The sequence below is a fragment of the Pseudomonas fluorescens genome, from assembly GCF_902497745.1.
In the GTDB taxonomy this organism is placed as follows: Bacteria; Pseudomonadota; Gammaproteobacteria; order Pseudomonadales; family Pseudomonadaceae; genus Aquipseudomonas; species Aquipseudomonas fluorescens_BM.
The window spans coordinates 567,593-587,844 of record NZ_CABVHJ010000001.1 but is presented as its reverse complement, the minus strand read 5'-3'; the positions used below and the strand labels follow the sequence as shown (position 1 = coordinate 587,844).

The window sequence follows — 20,252 nt, the reverse complement described above, 5'->3', positions numbered from 1 at the left end:
GACCGCCCAGAGGGAGAGGGGACTGAATGGGGGATATTCAAGAATTACGCCGAAATGAACGTGCTTCTTTGAATCCATAATCGACTCGATCTTTCAGGTCGATGTGCTGTGCCGAATCCATAATCGACTGGATCTTTCAGGTCGATGTAGAACGCAAGACACCTCGGTCGGCCCCCTCTCCCTCGGGAGAGGGCTGGGGTGAGGGGAAGCTTCACAGCAGGTCCAAAGCCAGACACAAAAAAGGGGACGCTCATGGCGTCCCCTATTTCGTTGCAGCAACCCCAATCAGAACGCCGGCAATACCGCGCCCTTGTACTTCTCGGTAATGAATTTCTTCACTTCCGGGCTGTGCAGGGCTGCCGACAGTTTCTTCATCGCCTCGCTGTCCTTGTTGTCCGCACGGGACACAAGGATGTTCACGTACGGCGAATCGTTACCTTCAATCACCAGCGCATCCTTGGATGGATCAAGCTTGGCTTCCAGCGCGTAGTTGGTGTTGATCAGCGCCAGATCGACCTGGGTCAGCACGCGCGGGATGGTCGCGGCTTCCAGTTCACGGATCTTCAGGTCTTTCGGGTTCTGCGCGATATCTTTGACGGTCGACAGGATGTTGGTCGGATCCTTCAGGGTGATCACGCCAGCCTTGGCCAGCAGCAACAGCGCACGGCCGCCGTTGGTGGCGTCGTTTGGGATGACCACGTTGGCACCGCCAGGCAGTTCATCGAGCTTCTTGTACTTGCTCGAATAAGCGCCCAGCGGCTCCAGGTGCACACCGGTCACGGCAACCAGACTGGTGCCCTTGGCCTTGTTGAACTCATCGAGGTACGGCTGGTGCTGGAAGAAGTTGGCGTCCAGACGCTTTTCCGCGACCTGTACGTTCGGCTGAATGTAGTCGGTGAAGACCTTGACCTTCAGCTCCACGCCTTCTTTGGCCAGCGCCGGTTTCACGAACTCGAGGATTTCCGCGTGCGGCACTGGAGTGGCGGCAACGGTCAGGGTTTCGGCGTGGGCCGAGAATGCTGCAACGGCAGCAAAAGCAGCGATCAGTTTTTTCATTCAGCTAACTCCTTTTGAGGCGCCCGTCTGGCGCCTGCCAGCGAATGGCCGGCTCATCTGTTCAATACAAAACCGGTTATTTGCGCGAGAAATGCACGACCAAACGGTCGCCCACCATCTGCAGCACTTGCACCAGAATCAGCAGCAACACCACGGTGACGATCATCACGTCAGTCTGGAAACGCTGGTAGCCGAAACGGATCGCCAGGTCACCCAGACCACCAGCGCCAACCACACCGGCCATCGCCGTGTAGGACACCAGTGTAATCGCCGTCACCGTAATCGCCGCGAAGATGCCCGGACGTGCTTCCGGCAACAAGGCGTTCATGATGATCTGCCGCGTGGTCGCGCCCATCGACTGGGTCGCTTCGATAATGCCGCGATCAACCTCACGCAGCGCAGTTTCCACCAGACGCGCGAAGAACGGTGTGGCACCGACTACCAACGGCGGAATCGCACCGGCCACGCCCAGCGACGTGCCGGTGATCAGCACGGTGAACGGGATCATCACGATCAACAGAATAATGAACGGCAGCGAACGCAGGATGTTCACCGCCAGCGACATGAATGCGTAGAGGCCACGGTTTTCAAGCAACTGACGCGGGCTGCAAAGGAACAGCAACACGCCCAGCGGCAGGCCGAGCAACACAGTGAACAACAGCGAACCGCCGAGCATCAGCAGGGTGTCGCCAGTGGCCAGCCAGATTTCGTACCAGTCGATATTGGTGAAGAAACTGATCAGGTCTTCCATTAGCGCAATACCTCCATGTGAACGTCAGCGGCGGTGAAGCGGGCGAAGGCCGCTTCCATGTCGCCACCGGTGACGGCGAGGGTCAATTGCCCGTACGGAATGTCTTTGATGCGGTCGATGCGACCGGCGAGGATGCTGTAGTCGACGCCGGTTTCCCGGGCGACGGTACCGAGCAGCGGCGCGTAGGTCGCTTCGCCCTGGAAGGTCAGACGCACGATGCGACCCGGCACGTGAGCGAAGTCATCACGCTGTTCGCTCTCGTCGATCTGCTCGCTTTCCTGAACAAAGCGCTTGGTGGTCGGGTGCTTTGGATGCAGGAACACATCGGCCACCGAACCTTGCTCGACGATCACGCCGGCGTCCATCACTGCCACCTGGTCGCAGACACGACGGATGACATCCATCTCGTGGGTGATCAGGACGATGGTCAGTTTCAGTTCGCGGTTGATCTCGGCCAGCAGTTGCAGGACCGACGCCGTGGTCTGCGGATCGAGTGCACTGGTGGCCTCGTCGCACAGCAGAATCTTCGGCTTGGTTGCCAGGGCGCGGGCGATGCCGACGCGCTGTTTCTGACCGCCGGACAATTGCGCCGGGTACTTCTTGGCGTGGTCGGACAGACCGACGCGCGCCAGCAATTCGGCAACACGCTTGTCGATTTCGCTGCCCGACAATTCGCCGGCCAGGGTCAGCGGCAACGCAACGTTGTCGGCTACGGTCTTGGAGGCGAGCAGGTTGAAGTGCTGGAAGATCATCCCGACTTGCTGGCGGAAACGGCGCAGGCCGTTGGCGTCCAGCGCGGTGACTTCTTCGCCGTCGACGATGATCTTGCCGCCGCTGGAGTTCTCCAGGCGATTGATCAGACGCAGCAGGGTACTTTTACCCGCACCGGAATGGCCGATCAGGCCGAACACCTGCCCGTTCTCGATGGCGAGACTGGTCGGGTGCAGCGCGGGAATGTCCTTACCGGCGACGCGGTAAGTCTTGTGGACGTTTTGAAACTCGATCACGTAGCGAACCTTGTGGGGCGCGTTAGAAAAGGATCAGCGGTTAGCCGGGCGCGCATTTTAGCCTGTCCGTATAGAGGTTCTTAGCATTTATTTCGCAATTAACCTTCGATTTGGCAATAACAAGATCAAAGGTCATAAAAAAGGAACGTCCAAAGCAGCCCATCAGTCACTAAGTAAGCGACTTGAAAACCCTGGGTGCCGTGCCCGGGAACCACTCAAGAGTCCCCGGCAAACAACGGGGTTACCGAGGAGTTTACGACTGATGAGCAAGAAGCCTACGTCCGACAAAAGCCAGATGGCCGGAACCGATACCCCGGATCGTGCCAACACCAACGCCAAACTCGATAGCCTGGAGAAGTTTCGCTCCGATGCCACCGGCCAGGCCCTGCGCACCAACCAGGGTGTGAAGATCGCTGACAACCAGAACACGCTCAAGGCCGGCCCACGTGGGCCGTCGCTGCTTGAAGACTTCATCATGCGGGAAAAGATCACGCATTTTGACCATGAGCGGATCCCGGAACGCATCGTTCACGCCCGCGGCACTGGCGCCCATGGTTTTTTTCAAGCCTACGAGAACCATTCGGAGCTGACCAAGGCCGGTTTCCTGCAGGATCCGGGGAAAAAGACGCCGGTGTTTGTGCGCTTTTCCACGGTGCAGGGTCCGCGTGGTTCCGGCGACACCGTGCGCGACGTACGTGGTTTCGCGGTGAAGTTCTTCACCGATGAAGGCAACTTCGATCTGGTCGGCAACAACATGCCGGTGTTTTTCATTCAGGACGCGATCAAGTTTCCCGACTTCGTCCACGCGGTGAAACCCGAGCCGCACAATGAAATCCCAACCGGTGGCTCTGCTCACGACACCTTCTGGGACTTCGTTTCGCTGGTGCCGGAATCGGCGCACATGGTCATCTGGGCGATGTCCGACCGGGCGATCCCGAAAAGCCTGCGCAGCATGCAGGGCTTCGGTGTACACACCTTCCGGTTGATCAACGCTGAAGGCAAATCGCGCTTCGTCAAATTCCACTGGCGCCCTACTGCCGGTACTTGCTCGCTGGTGTGGGACGAAGCGCAGAAGCTCGCCGGTAAAGACACCGACTACCACCGTCGCGACCTCTGGGAAGCGATCGAGATGGGCGACTACCCGGAATGGGAACTCGGCGTGCAGATCATCGAGGAGGAAAACGAGCACGACTTCGATTTCGACATCCTCGACCCGACCAAGCTGATTCCCGAAGAGATCGTGCCGATCACACCGCTGGGCAAAATGACGCTGAACCGCAACCCGGACAACTTCTTCGCCGAGACCGAGCAGGTCGCGTTCTGCCCTGGCCACATCGTGCCGGGCATCGACTTCTCCAATGACCCGCTGCTGCAGGGCCGACTGTTTTCCTACACCGATACGCAGATCAGCCGACTCGGTGGGCCGAACTTTCATGAGCTACCAATCAACCGCCCGGTGGCGCCGTTCCACAACGGCCAGCGCGATGCGCAGCACCGCACGGTGATCGATAAGGGCCGCGCGTCTTACGAGCCGAACTCGATTGATGGCGGCTGGCCGAAAGAAACGCCGCCGGCCGCGCAGGACGGTGGTTTCGAAAGTTATCCAGAGCGCATCGATGCCAACAAGATCCGACAGCGCAGCGAGTCGTTCAGCGATCACTTCTCCCAGGCGACGCTATTCTTCAACAGCATGAGCGATCACGAGAAGGAGCACATCATTGCCGCTTACAGCTTCGAGCTGGGCAAGGTTGAGCGCGAGTTCATCCGTGCGCGGGAAGTGAACGAGATTCTGGCCAACATCGATCTGGAACTGGCCAAGCGTGTGGCGGCCAATCTGGGTCTGCCAGCGCCTACTAAAGGGACGGTGGATGCGCGCAAGGTGTCGTTCGATCATTCGCCGTCGTTGAGTCAGGCGAACTTGCTGCCAGAGAACATCAAAACCCGAAAAGTGGCGATTCTTGCTGCCAACGGCGTCGATGGTGCGGCGATTGATGCGATGAAGAAAGCATTGGAGGCAGAAGGTGCGCATGCCAAGTTGCTCGGCCCGACTTCAGCGCCGGTGAAGACCGCTGACGGCAAAATGTTGCCAGTGGATGCTTCGATGGAAGGCATGCCGTCGGTGATTTTTGACGCGGTGTTCGTGCCGGGTGGCGCGGCATCGGTGAAGGCGTTGAGCGGTGACGGCGTTGCGCTGCATTACCTGCTGGAGGCGTACAAGCATCTGAAGGCGATTGCGCTGCAGGGTGATGCCAAGCAATTGCAGGATTTGCTGAAGCTTGAGGCGGATGCTGGTTTGCTGCAGGGCAAGGATGTGCCGTCGTTGACCAAGCCGTTCTTTGCGGCGATCGGGCAGCATCGGGTTTGGGCGCGGGAGCCTAAGGCCAAGGCCATTCCGGCTTAAAAGCAAAAGATCGCAGCCTTCGGCAGCTCCTACAGGGTGTACCTCAATCCCATGTAGGAGCTGCCGCAGGCTGCGATCTTTTTACGGTTTATGCGGGCTCAGAACCATCTGCGCAGGCACGGTGCGCACGGTCTGCTTCACAATCTTCAGCTCAAAATCCGGATTCAGTTTCTTGACCCGCTTGCTCAGCAACGTCGCCAGCCACGGATAGTCATTGGTACGCGGCGCCTGAATGGTGACGGCACACTCATAATTCACCACATCAGCGGCGATCGCATCCAGTTGGCGACGAAGTTTGCGGCTATCAGTGATATTCAACGCCACCGTAGTGCTCTCGGCAGTCGGATCGATCACCTTGGCTTTCGGCTTGGCTTCGGCTGCCAACAGTGCCGCTTCAGCCTTTTCCAGCTCAGCCTTGCGCGCTTCAGTGATGGCGCCATTCACGCCACCGGTCAGCGCCGGCGCTTTCGGCATTAACGCACGGGCACGGCTCAACGCCGTGGCGGCTGCATTCACATCGCCCTTTTGCAGCACGATCTGGCTGCGACGCAGATACGCTTCGGCAAGCTGCCGCTGGTATTGCTCAAGGGACTGATCGTTTGGGGTGTCTTTCTGCAAAGCAGCCAATTGATCTTCGGCAGTGGCCAGTTCGCTGCTGGCCAGACTTTGCTCCAGCTGTGCGATGGCCGTAGCCCGCGCATCGGGGACTTCGGCCACCGGCGGCGTGCTTTGGCAGGCGCCCAGCAGCACTGAAAATGCGACAAGGAGCAGATAACGGGAGGCGAACGGCTTCATTCCTGCGACTCTCTATTTGCGCAAAAAGCGGCCAAGTCTACACCCCACGACGGGGCAGAACAAAACTCAACAGAAACAGTGCGGCCGCCGTCACAACGATTGACGGCCCGGCCGGGGTGTCCTTGAACCACGACAACGCCAGCCCGCCACACACGGCGAGCATGCCCAGCAGGCTCGCGCCCAGTGCCATCTGCTCCGGCGAACGGGCGTGACGCTGTGCCGCAGCCGCCGGGATGATCAACAGTGACGTAATCAGCAACACACCGACGATTTTCATCGCCACCGCGATCACCACCGCAATCAACAACATCAGCGCCATGCGCAGACCTGCAACCGGCAAGCCTTCTACTTTGGCCAGCTCTTCGTGCACGGTAATCGCCAGCAATGGCCGCCACAGCGTCACCAGCAACACCAGCACCGCCGCGCTGCCGCCGAGGATCCACGCCAGATCAGTCGGGCTGATCGCCAGCAGGTCGCCGAACAGATAGGCCATCAGGTCGATCCGCACTTCATGCATGAAGCTTAGTACCACCAGACCGAGAGAGAGCGTGCTCGGTGCGAGAATTCCCAAAAGCGTGTCAGACGCCAGCGGTTGGCGCTGTTGCAGCGTGACCAGCAGCACCGCCAGCAACAGACAGCCTACGGTCACCGCGACCGTCGGACTGACATCCAGCAAAAAGCCCAGCGCCACACCGAGCAGCGCGGCGTGGGACAGGGTATCGCCGAAATAGGCCATGCGCCGCCAGACCACAAACGAACCCAACGGACCTGCAACGATCGCCAACGCCAGACCTGCAAGCAGGGCATACAACAGAAAATCAGCCATGCTTGCAGTTGTCTCCGTGAACGTGAGGTTGGCCAATAACCGGCCCTTTGACCACCGAACCGTGCAGGTCGTGAGCGTGGTCGTGATGGTGGTGGTAGACCGCCAGGCTCTGCGCGTTCTTGCCGAACAACTCGACAAACGCCGGATCGCCACTGACCTGCTCGGGATGCCCGGAGCAGCAGACGTGACGGTTGAGGCAGACCACCTGGTCGGTGGTACTCATCACCAGATGCAAATCGTGGGACACCATCAACACGCCGCAGCCATGGCGGTCGCGCAGACGGGTGATCAGGCTGTACAACTCCGCTTGGCCGGCGACGTCGACGCCTTGCACCGGCTCGTCGAGCACCAGCAATTCCGGCTCGCGCAGCAGTGCCCGCGCCAACAGCACACGCTGCATTTCACCGCCGGAAACGCTTTGCACCGGGCTGTCGATGACGTGTTCGGCGCCAACTTCTTTCAACGCGGCCAGCGCTCGCGGACGATCAACGCCCGGGACCAGGCGCAGAAAGCGCAGCACCGACAGCGGCAAGGTCGGATCGACGTGAAGTTTTTGCGGCATATAGCCGACACGCAGCTTCGGCTTACGCCAGACGCTGCCGCTGTCCGGCTTCAACAGGCCAAGCACGGCGCGCACCAGCGTGGTTTTGCCGGCGCCGTTGGGGCCGATCAGGGTGACGATCTGCCCCGGCTCGACGCTCAACTCGATGTTGTCCAGCACAGCCTGCCCGGCAAACGTGACGGCGACCTGCTCCAGACGGATCAGCGCATTGCTCATCAAGCCCCCTGGCAACCAGAGCACAGGCCGACGACTTCGACGGTCTGCGCTTCGACGATGAAACCGACATCTTTGGCGCTGTTGATGATCGCGTCGCTGATCACTTTTTGCTCAAGCTCGATGGCAGCGTGGCAATCGCGGCAAATCAGGAACTGGCCCTGATGCGCGTGTTCCGGGTGCACGCAGCCAACGAAGGCGTTCAGCGAGGAGATGCGGTGCACTAGGCCGTTTTCCAGAAGGAAATCCAGCGCGCGGTACACCGTTGGCGGCGCAGCGCGGCGGCCGTCCTGCTCGCTCAACACGGCAAGAATGTCGTAGGCGCCCAGCGGTTTGTGGCTCTGCCACACCAGTTCCAGCACCCGGCGGCGCAACGCGGTCAGGCGCAAGCCTTTCTGGGCGCACAAGGTATCGGCCTCGGACAAAGCGCTGTGCACGCAATGTGAGTGGTCGTGGGGACGGCTGGCAATCGGTGTAATAGGCATGGGCGGCGACGAGTTTTGATAGAGACGTTATTATGTTACCCGTTCTCGCCTCCTTGAGTGGTCATCGTGTCCCGACTTTTTTCTGTTTTTGTGGCTTTTGTCGCCAGTTTTCTGCTGATCGGTTCGGCTCAGGCCGAGGTCAAAGTCCTCACCAGCATCAAACCGCTGCAGCTGATTGCAGCGGCCGTGCAGGACGGCGTGGCGATTCCCGAAGTGCTGCTGCCGCCGGGTGCTTCGCCGCACAATTACGCGTTGCGGCCATCCGACGTACGGAAGGTGCAGTCGGTCGATCTGCTCTACTGGATCGGCCCGGACATGGAAGGTTTCCTGCCGCGCGTGCTGAATGGTCGTACGCTGCCGAGCGTCGCGGTGCAGGATTTGCCGGGGATGCATCTGCGCCGTTTCGCTGAAGACAGCCATTCCCACGCCGAAGAGGCTGACGAGCATGATCACGATCATCGTCCCGGCACGCTGGATGCGCATTTGTGGCTATCGCCGGTGAATGCGCGGGTGATTGCCGACAAGATGGCCGCAGACTTGAGCGCTGTTGATCCGGCGAATGCGCAGCGTTATCAAAGCAACGCCAAGGCGTTCGACGAGCGTCTGGATGCACTGGACCAGCGATTGAAGAAGCGTCTGGCCAGTGTTGAAGGCAAGCCTTACTTCGTTTTCCACGAGGCGTTTGATTACTTCGAAAAAGCTTATGGCCTGAAGCACACCGGCGTGTTCAGCGTGGCGGCCGAAGTGCAGCCAGGCGCGCAGCATGTCGCGGCGATGCGCAAGCGTTTGCAGGAAGTGGGCAAGACTTGTGTGTTCAGTGAGCCGCCATTGCGTCCGCGTCTGGCCGAAACCCTGGTGGCGGGTTTGCCGGTGAAACTGGCTGAGCTGGATGCGCTGGGCGGGTACACCCCGGCTACGGCTCAGGGCTATGAGCAAGTGCTGGAGAAGTTGGGCAATGATCTGGCGGGATGCCTGGAATCTCTGTAACCCCCGGCATCGGTGTTGCCCCCATTCGCGAGCAGGCTCGCTCCCACAGGATCACCGAAATCCTGTGGGAGCGAGCCTGCTCGCGAAGCTTTTAAAGGGCGAAAGGTAGCGGTGTATTGACCTGCTGCCGCTGCGCCAAGCGCTGTTCAAACTCCTGCGGATCGTGAATCAACACGTCCTGCCCGGCAAACTGCTCCGCCGCGATCAACCGCGACAGCCAGAACCGTACACAGGCCACGCGCAGCATGGTCGGCCACAATTCAGCCTCCGCCGCCGTGAACGGTCGCAACGCCGCATAGGCGCCGAGAAACGCGCGGGCACGCGGCCCGTCGATCAAACCGTCCTCGTCCGAACACCAGTCGTTCAAGGCAATCGCCACGTCATAGAGCATCGGCCCCGAGCAGGCGTTGTAGAAGTCGATCAGCCCGGTCAGGTGCGTGCCTTCGAACATCGCGTTGTCGCGAAACAGGTCGGCATGAATGTTCGCCCGCGGCAGCGCGAGAATCTTGTCTTTGCGCTCGGTGATTTCATCCAGCGCCTTTTGCAACAAGGCACGCGGTTCATCGCTCAGGTGCGAAAGAAACTCCTCGCCCTCCTCCAGCATCCAATCCAAACCACGATCGGTCTTGCGCTTGATCATGCGCTCGCCCTGGGTCGCCAGGTGCAGGTGCGCCTGCAACTCGCCGACCTGCGCGCAATGCTGGGCATTGGCGACCTTGATGTGCTTGCCGGACAGCCGCGGTTGCAGCAGCGCCGGTTTGCCTTTCAGCTCACGCAACGCCACGCCGTCGGTGGTGCGCAGTGCGTAAGGAACCGGCAGATCGGCTTCGTGGAGCACGTCGAGCAAGTCGATGAAGAACGGCATCTCCTGCACCGGGCCGCGCTCAACCAGGGTCAGGACAAACTCGCCCTGCTCCAGGCTGATAAAGAAGTTGGTGTTTTCGCTGCCGGCGGCGATCCCCTGGAAATCAAGCAGACGGCCAAGCCCGTAAGGGGCGAGAAAGGTTTCCAGCTCGGGCCGAGCCAGGGGAGTGAACACAGACATGTTTTAACTGCCAGTACGGGCGCCGCTAATTGCGGCGCCGGGTGAATTAAAAATCTACTTCCATTCGAAAATCTTCCACGACGGAATCAGCATATCCGGCTGGTCCGAGCGGATGAAGTTTGCATCCGTCCCGTCTGCACGCACCAGAAAGTACGGTGGCGCGCCCTTCGGCGTGACTTTGATCGCGTACAGGAACCCGTTTTGACGGTACTCCTGAATCGTCTTGTCGCCTTCCGTGCGAATGGTGACTTCAGGATCTCCCGACGGTGCATCATCCGCCGCCATCGCGGCCAACGGTGAGGCAGCAATCAGACCGACCAGCAGCAAGCGATTTAACGTACGCATGATAACCTTGTCCCTTTGTCGTCAACGGTCCCGCTATTCTAGCGCCGGACCCGCCGAAAAGGTTGATCCTGCTCATGAGCCAAGCCCCCCTCGTCCTGGTGGACGGTTCGTCTTACCTGTACCGCGCCTTTCACGCACTGCCACCACTGACCACTTCCAAAGGCCTGCCGACCGGTGCGGTCAAAGGCGTGCTGAACATGCTCAAGAGTCTGCGCAAGCAGTACCCGGACAGCCCGTTCGCCGTGGTGTTCGACGCCAAGGGCGGGACATTTCGCGATGAGATGTACGCCGAATACAAAGCCAATCGCCCGAGCATGCCCGACGACATGCGCGTGCAGATCGAGCCGCTGCATCAGAGCGTGATCGCCCTCGGTTTCCCGCTGCTGTGCGTGGAAGGCGTCGAGGCCGACGACGTCATCGGCACCCTTGCCCGCAGCAGCGCGGCGGCGGATCGCCCGGTGGTGATCTCCACCGGCGATAAAGACATGGCGCAATTGGTCGATGGCCACATTACCTTGGTCAACACCATGTCCGGTAGTTCGATGGACGTGGAAGGCGTGAAGGAGAAATTCGGCGTCGCACCGGAGCAGATCATCGATTATCTGGCGCTGATGGGCGATTCGTCCGACAACATTCCAGGCGTTCCGGGCATCGGCCCGAAAACTGCGTCCGGGCTGCTGGTCGGGGTCAACGGTGGCCTCACCGAGCTGTACGCCAATCTCGACATCGTCCCGACCCTGCCGATTCGCGGCGCAAAAACCCTGCCGGCCAAGCTTGAAGAGCACAAGGAGATGGCGTTCCTCTCCTATCAACTGGCGACCATCAAGGTCGACGTGCCGCTGGACATCGAACTCGATGACTTGCAGATGGGCGCGGAAGACCCGGCCAAACTCTACGAGCTGTACTCGCTGCTGGAATTCAAAAGCTGGATCAATGATCTGGATCGCGACGCCAAGCGTCTGGAACTGAGCGCGGCCAGCGAACCTGCGCCGGCCGGCGATCTGTTCAGCGCGCCTGATATCGAAACTCCGGCTGCTCCGACCGAAGCCGCGTATGAGACGATCCTCGATCAGGCGCGTTTTGATGTCTGGCTGGAAAAGTTGAACAACGCCAAGCTGTTCGCCTTCGACACCGAAACCACCGGCATTGACGCGCAGCAGGCGCAACTGGTCGGTCTGTCGTTCGCCGTGCAGGCCAACGAAGCCGCGTACATCCCGCTGACCCACTCTTACATCGGCGTACCGGAGCAACTGGATCGCGACACCGTTCTGCGCGCGCTGAAACCGATTCTCGAAGACCCGAGCAAGCTCAAGGTCGGCCAGCACGCCAAGTTCGACATGAATATTCTGGCCAACTGCGCCATCGGTGGCGATCAGAGTCAAGGCATCACCGTGCGCGGCATCGCCTTCGACACGATGCTTGAGTCCTACGTGCTCAACTCCACCGCCACCCGCCACGACATGGACAGCCTCGCGCAGAAGTACCTGGATCACACCACCGTGAGCTTCCAGGACATCGCCGGCAAAGGCGCCAAGCAGCTGACTTTCGACCAGATCGCTTTGGAGCAGGCCGGGCCGTATGCCGCCGAAGACGCCGACATTACCCTGCGTCTGCACCAGACCTTGTTCGAAAAACTCAGCGCCATCCCGAGCCTCGCCAGCGTACTGACCGACATCGAGATTCCGCTGGTGCCCGTCCTCGCCCGCATCGAACGCCAAGGCGCGTTCGTCGACGCAGAGCTGCTCGGCATCCAGAGCATCGAGCTGGGTAACAAAATGGTCGCGCTGGAGCGCGAAGCCTTCGAGATTGCCGGGGAAGAGTTCAACCTTGGCTCGCCGAAGCAACTGGGCGTGATTCTCTACGAGAAGCTCGGCCTGCCAGTGCTGAAGAAGACAGCCAAGGGTCAGCCGTCCACCGCCGAAGAAGTGTTGGCGAAACTCGCCGAAGACGATCACCGCTTGCCGAAGGTGCTGATGGAGCACCGTTCGATGAGCAAGCTGAAAAGCACCTACACCGATCGCCTGCCAGAGCAGATCAACCCGCGCACCGGGCGTATCCACACCTCGTATCATCAGGCTGTGGCGTCGACCGGTCGCTTGTCCTCCAGCGATCCAAACCTGCAGAACATCCCGGTGCGTACCGCTGAAGGCCGGCGCATCCGTCAGGCCTTCGTCGCGCCGAAAGGCTACAAACTGCTGGCGGCGGACTATTCGCAGATTGAGTTGCGGATCATGGCGCACCTGTCCAAGGACGAAGGACTGATGAACGCCTTCCGCAACAATCTCGACGTGCACACCGCGACCGCTGCCGAAGTGTTCAAGGTTGAGCTCAACGAAGTGACCTCTGACCAGCGCCGTGGCGCCAAGGCGATCAACTTCGGTCTGATCTACGGCATGGGCGCGCAGAAGCTCGGCAAGGACATCGGCGTCGATACCAAGACCGCCAAGGCTTACATCGACACTTACTTCGCCCGTTACCCAGGCGTTCGCGAGTACATGGATCGCACCCGCGCACAGGCGGCGGATCAGGGTTATGTCGAGACCTTCTTCGGTCGTCGCCTGTACCTGCCGGAGATCAACTCGAACAAGCCGCAGGAACGCGCCGCCGCCGAACGCACGGCAATCAACGCGCCGATGCAAGGCACGGCTGCCGACATCATCAAGAAAGCCATGGTCGCGGTGGATAACTGGCTGGCGACGTCCGGGCTGGACGCCAGAGTCATTCTGCAGGTGCACGATGAACTGGTGCTGGAGGTTCGTGAGGATCTGGTCGAGCAGGTCAGCGCCGAGATCCGCGTGCACATGAGCGAAGCGGCGAAGCTGGATGTGCCGCTGCTGGTCGAAGTGGGTGTGGGCAGCAATTGGGATGAGGCTCACTGAGCCTTTTGAACACGGTTTGCCGCGACCTGTTGTCGCGGCAAGCCGGGTAAAACCTGCTTATTTCGAAAAGCGCTTGAGATTATTCCAAAGCTTTTTGAAAAAAATCTGAACTAATCTGGAAGGACACTACTCAGAGATACTGAATGGCTGGTGAAGCCCTTCGATGCTCCTATGTTGTGTTAAGTGTTGGCAGATATCTGAACCCCGCCCTAGCGGTTCGGAACTTAAACCCCGGAACTTCTCCCTCCCCAATGAAGTCCGGGGCTTTTTTTGCCCCAAAACTGGCTGTGATGCCGTCATGCTGCGTTAAAAGCACCGCTAAAAATGCTCATTTAGGTACCCTAAACTCCGCTTTTTAGCGGTGCTTTCGCCTTGCCTGACAGCACCACAGACAGTTTTGAAATTGTCTTACTCGGCTGCCGCCTCGGCGCCTTTGTCTGCGAGTTCCATCCAGCCGGCCAGTACAGTGTAGGCCTCTTCCAGGCCCATGCGTTTTGGTGCCGAGAACAACTGGATGGTGACCAGATCGCCCCAGCCCTTGCGTATTTCCGACTGCACTTTGAGCAGGGTGTTCTTGGCTGCGCCGTAGGTGAGCTTGTCGGCCTTGGTCAGCAGGATGTGCATCGGCATGCCGGCGGCAACGGCCCAGTCGAGCATCAGCAGGTCGAAGTCGGTCATTGGATGACGGATGTCCATCATCAGAATCAAACCCTTCAAACTCTCGCGGCCACCGAGGTAAGCCTCAAGGTGACGCTGCCAGTGCATCTTCAGCGGGATCGGTACTTTTGCGTAACCGTAGCCCGGCAGGTCGACCAGACGGCGATCTTCGTCTAGCTTGAAGAAGTTCAACAGCTGTGTGCGACCCGGGGTTTTCGAGGTGCGCGCCAGGCTGGCGTGAGTCAAAGTGTTCAGTGCGCTGGATTTGCCGGCGTTGGAACGACCGGCGAACGCCACTTCGAAGCCTTCGTCGTCAGGGCATTGATCGACTTTGGCGGCACTGAGCATGAACGTGGACTGTTGGCACAGGCCGAGGATGGGATTCTTGAGTTGCATGGGATTTCCGATGTGGGCGGCGCCGGGATTGGGCGCGGAACGCGGTGTCGCTTCCGTTTCAGTGACGCCAGTATATAATGCCGCAGATTTTGTGTGTGCTTTGTCCCAGCGTAGGATGAAGTTCACGAGAGCGACAGACCTTGATTGCGCATTAGAACGCAGAACGCTCTCAACCCTGAAAAGGTCGTTTTATGACGAAATGGCTGCTGGCTGCCGGAGTCTTGATGCCGCTTTACAGCGCACAGGCTACACAGGATCCGGAAGCTGTGTACAACCGTGTTTGTGGTGCCTGTCATTCCGGCCAACTACCCATGGCGCCCGAAAGAGGCGATCAGGAAGCTTGGACGCCGAGGTTGGCGAAAGGTATGGGGACGCTGGTGCAACACGTGACCCAGGGTTTCAAGGCGATGCCGCCGCGTGGTTTGTGCATGGACTGCAGTGCCGAGGATTACCAAGCCATCATCCTTTGGATGAGCGAGTAAACCCGGTCCATAACTTAACCCTTAGCCGTAGTTGGATTAGCTGATGAACAAATTGATCGTGAGTCTGCTGTTGACCGTGGGAATCTCAGGCTTCGCCCATGCTGCCGGTGATGCCGCAGCGGGCCAGGCAAAAGCAGCCGTTTGCGGAGCCTGCCATGGCCCGGACGGCAACAGCATGGCGCCAAACTTTCCGAAACTGGCCGGTCAAGGTGAACGCTACCTGACCAAGCAGCTGCACGACATCAAGTCGGGCAAGCGCACCGTTCTGGAAATGACTGGCTTGCTGACCAACCTGAGCGATCAGGACCTGGCCGACATCGCCGCCTACTTCGCCAGCCAGAAAGGCAGCGTCGGCGCCGCCGATCCGAAGATCGTCGCTCGCGGTGAAGCGCTGTTCCGTGGCGGCAACCTGGCCAAGGGCTTGCCAGCCTGCACCGGCTGCCACTCGCCGAACGGTGCCGGCAACGCCGCTGCCGGTTTCCCGCATCTGGGTGGCCAACACGCTCAATACATCGCCAAGCAGCTGACTGATTTCCGCAAGGAAGAAGGCGGCCGTAACAACGACGGCGACACCATGACCATGCAAACCATCGCCAAACGCCTGAGCGACGAAGACATCGCTGCGGTCTCCAGCTACATTCAAGGTCTGCACTAAGGCTTACGGATCGAGCGCTGCAGGCGATGGACATCTCCTGCAACGTTAACGCTCGATTAATCCGCCGCAGCAAGTATAAAAAGGGTGGCTTTGGCCGCCCTTTTTTGTGGCCGCTGCCGTTACACTACAGAACTCATGCCCGCCAGGATCTGTCTGAAAACAGGTCGCGCGAGGCGACCCAAATTGTCCAGGAGTAAAGCATGCGTAATCTGATCATCAGCGCCGCTCTCGTCGCTGCCAGCCTGTTCGGCGTGACCGCTCAAGCCGCCGAAGCACCTGCCGCCCCTTACGTCGAGCTGGCCAACCCGGTTCCGGTTGCAGTGCCTGGCAAGATCGAAGTGGTCGAGCTGTTCTGGTACGGCTGCCCGCACTGCTACGCTTTTGAGCCCGTGATCAACCCTTGGGTCGAGAAACTGCCGTCCGACGTCAACTTCGTGCGTATCCCGGCCATGTTTGGCGGCCCATGGGACGCTCACGGCCAGATGTTCCTGACCCTGGAAGCGATGGGTGTCGAGCAAAAGGTTCACGCCGCGGTATTCAACGCGATCCAGAAAGAACACAAGAAGCTGACCGACAAGAACGACATGGCTGACTTCCTCGCCACCCAAGGCGTGGACAAGGACAAGTTCCTCGCCACCTTCGACTCCTTCGCCATCAAAGGTCAGATCGTAAAAGCTCGCGAACTGGCCAAGAAGTATGAAATCACTGGCGTGCCAACCATGATCGTCAACGGCAAGTACCGCTTCGACATCGGCTCTGCCGGTGGTGCCGAGCAGGCGCTTAAACTGGCAGACCAACTGGTCGCCAAAGAGCGAGCGGCAACCAAGGCTGCTGCCAATTAAGCGCGGCAACCGCCATGCGCCGCTGGAAGTCTGAACGCATCGTTGGCCTGCATGATCCGCAGGTCAACGAGCATCACCTGGAGTCCACGGGCCTGCCCGCAGACCAGCGTCTGCGCTTGCTCAGTTTCAATATCCAGGTCGGCATCAGCACCGAGCGCTATCGGCATTACCTGACCCGCAGCTGGCAGCATCTGCTGCCGCACAACGGGCGTTCAGGCAACCTGCAAAAGATCGGCGACCTGCTGGGCGACTTCGATCTGGTCGCCCTGCAGGAAGCCGATGGCGGCAGCCTGCGTTCGGGCTACGTCAATCAGGTGGAACATCTGGCGCAGCTCGGCGCCTTTCCCTACTGGTATCAACAACTCAATCGCAACCTCGGCCGACTCGCTCAGCACAGCAACGGCGTGCTCAGTCGTCTGAAACCGTCGGCGATCGAAGATCACCCGCTGCCCGGGCCGAAAGGTCGCGGGGCGATTCTGCTGCGTTTCGGCGAAGGCCCGGAAGCGCTGGTGGTGGTAATGATGCACCTGGCCCTTGGCGCGCGAACCCGCAGCCTGCAACTGGCCTATATTCGTGAGTTGATTGATGGCTATAAACACCAAGTGTTGATGGGTGACATGAACACCCATGCCAGCGATCTGCTACAACATTCTCCGTTACGCGATCTCGGCCTGCTGGCCCCGCAGGTGGAAGCGACATTCCCCAGCTGGCGTCCACAGCGTTGCCTTGATCATATTTTGCTCAGCCCGACCCTGACCCTGGAAAAGGTCGAAGTGCTGGCACAACCTATTTCCGATCACCTGCCGGTCGCGGTAGAGATTCGTCTGCCAGGTTCGCTCACGGCCGATGCATTGCCCGCGTTGAGTCCTGCCCCTCGCGGAACCCCTGAATGAGCGATGACGCCCAGCGCTGGAAAGAGAAGTACCTCAAAAGCATCGAACAACAGGACAAACTTGAACGCCGCTGGGCCGCCAGGCTCGATTTGCTGCGTCGCGGCCTGGTGCGCAGCACGCTGGCGGCCGAAGGCACCGATAAAGTCGTTGATCAGTGCATGAAAGAGATGCGCGACGTGGTGCGCACCGATGACATGGACGCCGGCCTCGCCGCCCTCCTGCCGCGTCTGGAAAAAGCCGTGCTCGATTCCGAGCAGCGCCGCGAAACCCGCATCGATCAGGTCAGCACCGCGCTGACATCACTGGTTACCCAGTTGCAGGCGTTGCCGCTGCCGCGTGAAGTCGCCCAGCCCTTGAAGAAGTTCGCCAAACAACTGGATAGCCGCGTCGGGTCGGCGCGGGAAATGCCACTGTTGCTGAGTGAACTCAGCGGCTTGCAGGGCAAGGCTTTGAGTCAGCTGGAAACGCCAGCCGAACCGGGACGCCCAGGATTGTTGCAGCGTTTGTTTGGTAGCCGTGACAGCGAAGAAGCGCCTGCGCCGGCTCCGGCACCACGTGATGCGCAAGCGCCTGCCGCATCAGAAGCCGAGCCAGAACCAGCGCCCTTGCAGACTGCCGCTGTGGCAGAGCCGGTCATCACCACTCCCGTGATCAAACAACCCGAGCCCGCGACTGAGATACCCTCACCGCTCTCGAAACCTCAGCCGGAACCTGACGTGGTTGCGTTTGAACAACCCCTCGCCAGCGAAGCGGCGCCCATTGCCGCTGAAGCAGCACAGGCCGAAGCTGAAGTTGCCATGGCGCCCAGTGTCACGCTGACACCAGTCACGGTCTCCAGCTTCAACCCCGACGAATTGATCCACCCCGGCGACCCGGCACCGCTGATCCTCGACAGCCTGCCACTGCCCGAACCGATCGCTCAGGCGCTAGCCGCCATCGACCCGGAACAGCCCGAGCACGACATCCTGTTCGCCCTGCCGGACACCCCGGAGCCGTCCTACAGTTCCGTGGCCAAGCACATCGAAGACACCCTGATCGGCCTCCTCGACGATCTGACCCTGCCGGAGCGCCACCGCCCGCAAGCCGAAGCCATGCGTGAAAGGCTGAAACATGGCTTGAACTGGTACGAACTGATCCCGATCCTCGACGATCTGGCGACGTTAATGCTGGCGATCACCGACAGCGGCCAGCACGAATTCGAAGCCTACCTGCAACAGCTCAACGAACGTCTCGAAGCGTTCCAGAGCAATCTGCAAGCCGCCAGCGAAGGGCATGCCGACAACAGCTCGGCGGCGCGGGCAATGGACACGCAGATCCGCGAGCAAGTCGACGGTTTGCAGACCAGCGTGCAGGAAGCGGCGGATCTGGAAGACCTCAAACACGTGCTTGAGAACCATCTCGAGGGCCTGCTCGGCACCATGGACCAGCACCAGAAGCAGCGCGATGCCCGCGAGCAAGAAGTCGCAACGCGGCTGAAAAGCCTGTCCGAGCGCGTGGCGCATATGGAGCAGGAAGCCCAGGGTTTCCGCGAACATCTTGAAGTACAAAGACAGAAAGCCCTGATCGATCCGCTCACCGGTCTGCCCAATCGCGCTGCGTGGAGCGAACGCCTCGAGCATGAAATCAAGCAGTGGCAACAGCACGGCAACACCCTGAGCCTGGCGATGCTCGATCTGGATCACTTCAAACGCATCAACGACAACTACGGCCATCTGGCCGGTGACAAGGTGCTGAAGATCATTGCCACGGTGCTGCGCAAACGCCTGCGCGGCTCCGACTTCATTGCGCGTTTTGGTGGTGAGGAATTCGTTCTGCTGCTACCAGCCACTCCGCCTGCAATCGGTGCGAGATTGCTGGAAACGTTGCGAGCGGCAATCGAAGCCTGCCCGTTTCACTTCAAGGGTGAGCGAGTGACGATCACCATCTCCATGGGACTGGCAACATTCCGCGCTGGAGAACACAGCGATCTGGTACTGAAAAGAGCCGATCAGGCGCTGTACCGCGCAAAAAATGCAGGACGCAATCGGGTCGAGCTGGGCTGAGCAAATTGTTCCATTTTGTTTAAATCCGCCCGCTGACCGTCGAGATGCAAGGCAGTACGTTACACTGTTGCATTACTGTCTTGCGTGTACTGCCTTCTGCCATGAAATTCTTTGCCCTCCTCGCTTCTTTGCTCGTTCTGGCCGGTTGTGCCAGCGGCCCGCGCTACAACACCAGCCATCCTTCGGCCAATTACGACAGCCGCATTCAGTTTGTGGTCGTGCATTACACGTCGGCCTCGCTGGAGCGCTCGCTGCAATTGCTGACCCACGGCGAAGTCAGCAGCCATTACCTGATCGGCGACGACAAGAGCGGCACCATCTACAAGCTGATGGACGAAAACCAGCGCGCTTGGCACGCCGGCGAAAGCCAATGGCAGGGCCGCACCTGGCTGAACTCCAGCTCCATCGGCATTGAAATCGTCAACCCGGGCTTCAAGGACACGCCGACCGGACGCCTGTGGTATCCGTACAGCGAAGCGCAGATTCAATCGTTGATCGTCCTGCTCAAGGACATCAGCAAACGCAACGGCATCAGCCCGCGTCACATCATTGGCCATAGCGACATCGCGCCGCTGCGCAAGCTTGATCCAGGACCGTTATTCCCGTGGAAACGCCTCGCCGCCGAGGGCTTGGGCCTGTGGCCAAACGAACAAGCCGTAGCGCGCCAGCAAGCGCTGTTCAACAACAATGAACTGCCAAGCATCAGCTGGTTCCAGGCACAACTGGCGCACCTGGGTTATGACACGCCGCAGACTGGCGAACTGGACGTTGCCACCCGCCACGTCCTGGCAGCCTTCCAGATGCACTTCCGCCCGACACGCTTCGACGGCACGCCGGACGCGCAAACGGCAGCACTCTTGCTCGTGCTCAATCAGACAAAATAATGACGCCCGCCCGACGGTCAGGGCGAAATCGCAATCAGCAGCTATAACT

General features: G+C 59.8%; 19 protein-coding genes. 9 read left to right on the top strand and 10 right to left on the bottom strand.

Annotated features, from left to right (window positions below):
• Window positions 1-285 precede the first annotated feature (285 nt).
• From F8N44_RS02760 to F8N44_RS02750, 3 genes are all read right to left on the bottom strand, one after another.
• Entirely contained in the window at window positions 286-1,056 is a 771-nt protein-coding gene (locus F8N44_RS02760) for a MetQ/NlpA family ABC transporter substrate-binding protein (RefSeq protein ID WP_150649203.1), read from the bottom strand.
• Between the two features lie 76 nt (window positions 1,057-1,132).
• The gene (locus F8N44_RS02755) at window positions 1,133-1,807 is read right to left on the bottom strand and encodes a methionine ABC transporter permease (RefSeq protein WP_150649202.1); all 675 of its coding nucleotides are present in this window, start codon (window positions 1,805-1,807) and stop codon (window positions 1,133-1,135) included.
• Window positions 1,807-2,814, bottom strand: a complete 1,008-nt coding sequence (locus tag F8N44_RS02750; protein WP_150649201.1) for a methionine ABC transporter ATP-binding protein — start codon at window positions 2,812-2,814, stop codon at window positions 1,807-1,809. The genes F8N44_RS02755 and F8N44_RS02750 overlap by 1 nt, the downstream gene beginning before the upstream one ends.
• Before the next feature lie 259 nt (window positions 2,815-3,073).
• Here F8N44_RS02750 and katE point away from each other — a divergent pair, with 259 nt between their 5' ends.
• Window positions 3,074-5,215, top strand: a complete 2,142-nt coding sequence (gene katE / locus F8N44_RS02745; RefSeq protein WP_150649200.1) for a catalase HPII — start codon at window positions 3,074-3,076, stop codon at window positions 5,213-5,215.
• An 81-nt stretch (window positions 5,216-5,296) separates the two neighbouring features.
• Here the strand turns inward: katE and F8N44_RS02740 are convergent, their stop codons facing one another.
• Genes F8N44_RS02740 through F8N44_RS02725 form a run of 4 tightly spaced genes read right to left on the bottom strand, consistent with a single transcriptional unit; the run spans window position 5,297 to window position 8,096 of the window.
• Window positions 5,297-6,010 carry a PA5502 family lipoprotein gene (locus F8N44_RS02740; protein WP_150649199.1) on the bottom strand — a complete coding sequence of 238 codons (714 nt, stop codon included), beginning with the start codon at window positions 6,008-6,010 and terminating at the stop codon, window positions 5,297-5,299.
• A 37-nt stretch (window positions 6,011-6,047) separates the two neighbouring features.
• On the bottom strand, window positions 6,048-6,836 hold the full coding sequence (gene znuB / locus F8N44_RS02735; RefSeq protein WP_007911758.1) for a zinc ABC transporter permease subunit ZnuB: 789 nt from the start codon (window positions 6,834-6,836) through the stop codon (window positions 6,048-6,050).
• On the bottom strand, window positions 6,829-7,614 hold the full coding sequence (gene znuC / locus F8N44_RS02730) for a zinc ABC transporter ATP-binding protein ZnuC (RefSeq protein WP_007911759.1): 786 nt from the start codon (window positions 7,612-7,614) through the stop codon (window positions 6,829-6,831). Before znuC ends, znuB begins: the two co-directional genes overlap by 8 nt.
• Entirely contained in the window at window positions 7,614-8,096 is a 483-nt protein-coding gene (locus F8N44_RS02725; protein ID WP_007911760.1) for a Fur family transcriptional regulator, read from the bottom strand. The genes znuC and F8N44_RS02725 overlap by 1 nt, the downstream gene beginning before the upstream one ends.
• A gap of 66 nt (window positions 8,097-8,162) precedes the next feature.
• On the opposite strand from F8N44_RS02725, the gene F8N44_RS02720 reads away from it, so the two are divergent.
• Window positions 8,163-9,083, top strand: coding sequence for a zinc ABC transporter substrate-binding protein (locus F8N44_RS02720; protein ID WP_150649198.1), 921 nt, complete (start codon window positions 8,163-8,165; stop codon window positions 9,081-9,083).
• Between the two features lie 91 nt (window positions 9,084-9,174).
• On the opposite strand, the gene F8N44_RS02715 is transcribed toward F8N44_RS02720, so the two are convergent.
• Window positions 9,175-10,128 (bottom strand): homoserine kinase, encoded by a 954-nt coding sequence (locus F8N44_RS02715; protein WP_150649197.1) that lies wholly within the window; start codon window positions 10,126-10,128, stop codon window positions 9,175-9,177.
• Window positions 10,129-10,182: 54 nt separating this feature from the next.
• On the bottom strand, window positions 10,183-10,473 hold the full coding sequence (locus tag F8N44_RS02710) for a DUF2782 domain-containing protein (RefSeq protein ID WP_064389732.1): 291 nt from the start codon (window positions 10,471-10,473) through the stop codon (window positions 10,183-10,185).
• 74 nt (window positions 10,474-10,547) lie between these two features.
• On the opposite strand from F8N44_RS02710, the gene polA reads away from it, so the two are divergent.
• Window positions 10,548-13,352: a DNA polymerase I gene (gene polA, locus F8N44_RS02705; protein WP_150649196.1), complete on the top strand. Its 2,805-nt coding sequence runs from the start codon at window positions 10,548-10,550 to the stop codon at window positions 13,350-13,352.
• A gap of 408 nt (window positions 13,353-13,760) precedes the next feature.
• Here polA and yihA read toward each other — a convergent pair whose 3' ends face one another.
• Entirely contained in the window at window positions 13,761-14,405 is a 645-nt protein-coding gene (gene yihA / locus F8N44_RS02700; RefSeq protein ID WP_008081236.1) for a ribosome biogenesis GTP-binding protein YihA/YsxC, read from the bottom strand.
• Window positions 14,406-14,596: 191 nt separating this feature from the next.
• On the opposite strand from yihA, the gene F8N44_RS02695 reads away from it, so the two are divergent.
• The 6 genes from F8N44_RS02695 to F8N44_RS02670 all read left to right on the top strand — a co-directional run bounded on the left by F8N44_RS02695 (window position 14,597) and on the right by F8N44_RS02670 (window position 20,203).
• Window positions 14,597-14,887 (top strand): c-type cytochrome, encoded by a 291-nt coding sequence (locus F8N44_RS02695; RefSeq protein ID WP_016986444.1) that lies wholly within the window; start codon window positions 14,597-14,599, stop codon window positions 14,885-14,887.
• Window positions 14,888-14,930: 43 nt separating this feature from the next.
• Window positions 14,931-15,542 carry a c-type cytochrome gene (locus F8N44_RS02690; protein ID WP_016986443.1) on the top strand — a complete coding sequence of 204 codons (612 nt, stop codon included), beginning with the start codon at window positions 14,931-14,933 and terminating at the stop codon, window positions 15,540-15,542.
• Between the two features lie 200 nt (window positions 15,543-15,742).
• Window positions 15,743-16,384: a thiol:disulfide interchange protein DsbA/DsbL gene (locus F8N44_RS02685; RefSeq protein ID WP_150649195.1), complete on the top strand. Its 642-nt coding sequence runs from the start codon at window positions 15,743-15,745 to the stop codon at window positions 16,382-16,384.
• A gap of 14 nt (window positions 16,385-16,398) precedes the next feature.
• Window positions 16,399-17,277, top strand: a complete 879-nt coding sequence (locus tag F8N44_RS02680; RefSeq protein ID WP_150649194.1) for an endonuclease/exonuclease/phosphatase family protein — start codon at window positions 16,399-16,401, stop codon at window positions 17,275-17,277.
• Complete coding sequence (locus F8N44_RS02675; protein WP_150649193.1) at window positions 17,274-19,319, top strand: GGDEF domain-containing protein; 2,046 nt, start codon at window positions 17,274-17,276, stop codon at window positions 19,317-19,319. The genes F8N44_RS02680 and F8N44_RS02675 overlap by 4 nt, the downstream gene beginning before the upstream one ends.
• Before the next feature lie 101 nt (window positions 19,320-19,420).
• Entirely contained in the window at window positions 19,421-20,203 is a 783-nt protein-coding gene (locus F8N44_RS02670) for an N-acetylmuramoyl-L-alanine amidase (protein ID WP_150649192.1), read from the top strand.
• The last annotated feature ends 49 nt before the right edge of the window (window positions 20,204-20,252 follow it).

Excerpts from the sequence above, each read along its gene's own strand:
- F8N44_RS02760 (WP_150649203.1), bottom strand. The coding sequence starts at position 1,056 with ATGAAAAAACTGATCGCTGCTTTTGCTGCCGTTGCAGCATTCTCGGCC.
- F8N44_RS02710 (WP_064389732.1), bottom strand. The coding sequence starts at position 10,473 with ATGCGTACGTTAAATCGCTTGCTGCTGGTCGGTCTGATTGCTGCCTCA.
- F8N44_RS02725 (WP_007911760.1), bottom strand. The coding sequence starts at position 8,096 with ATGCCTATTACACCGATTGCCAGCCGTCCCCACGACCACTCACATTGC.
- F8N44_RS02695 (WP_016986444.1), top strand. The coding sequence starts at position 14,597 with ATGACGAAATGGCTGCTGGCTGCCGGAGTCTTGATGCCGCTTTACAGC.
- znuC (WP_007911759.1), bottom strand. The coding sequence starts at position 7,614 with ATGAGCAATGCGCTGATCCGTCTGGAGCAGGTCGCCGTCACGTTTGCC.
- F8N44_RS02670 (WP_150649192.1), top strand. The coding sequence starts at position 19,421 with ATGAAATTCTTTGCCCTCCTCGCTTCTTTGCTCGTTCTGGCCGGTTGT.
- yihA (WP_008081236.1), bottom strand. The coding sequence starts at position 14,405 with ATGCAACTCAAGAATCCCATCCTCGGCCTGTGCCAACAGTCCACGTTC.
- znuB (WP_007911758.1), bottom strand. The coding sequence starts at position 6,836 with ATGGCTGATTTTCTGTTGTATGCCCTGCTTGCAGGTCTGGCGTTGGCG.
- F8N44_RS02675 (WP_150649193.1), top strand. The coding sequence starts at position 17,274 with ATGAGCGATGACGCCCAGCGCTGGAAAGAGAAGTACCTCAAAAGCATC.
- F8N44_RS02685 (WP_150649195.1), top strand. The coding sequence starts at position 15,743 with ATGCGTAATCTGATCATCAGCGCCGCTCTCGTCGCTGCCAGCCTGTTC.
- F8N44_RS02740 (WP_150649199.1), bottom strand. The coding sequence starts at position 6,010 with ATGAAGCCGTTCGCCTCCCGTTATCTGCTCCTTGTCGCATTTTCAGTG.
- F8N44_RS02680 (WP_150649194.1), top strand. The coding sequence starts at position 16,399 with ATGCGCCGCTGGAAGTCTGAACGCATCGTTGGCCTGCATGATCCGCAG.
- polA (WP_150649196.1), top strand. The coding sequence starts at position 10,548 with ATGAGCCAAGCCCCCCTCGTCCTGGTGGACGGTTCGTCTTACCTGTAC.
- F8N44_RS02715 (WP_150649197.1), bottom strand. The coding sequence starts at position 10,128 with ATGTCTGTGTTCACTCCCCTGGCTCGGCCCGAGCTGGAAACCTTTCTC.
- F8N44_RS02690 (WP_016986443.1), top strand. The coding sequence starts at position 14,931 with ATGAACAAATTGATCGTGAGTCTGCTGTTGACCGTGGGAATCTCAGGC.
- F8N44_RS02755 (WP_150649202.1), bottom strand. The coding sequence starts at position 1,807 with ATGGAAGACCTGATCAGTTTCTTCACCAATATCGACTGGTACGAAATC.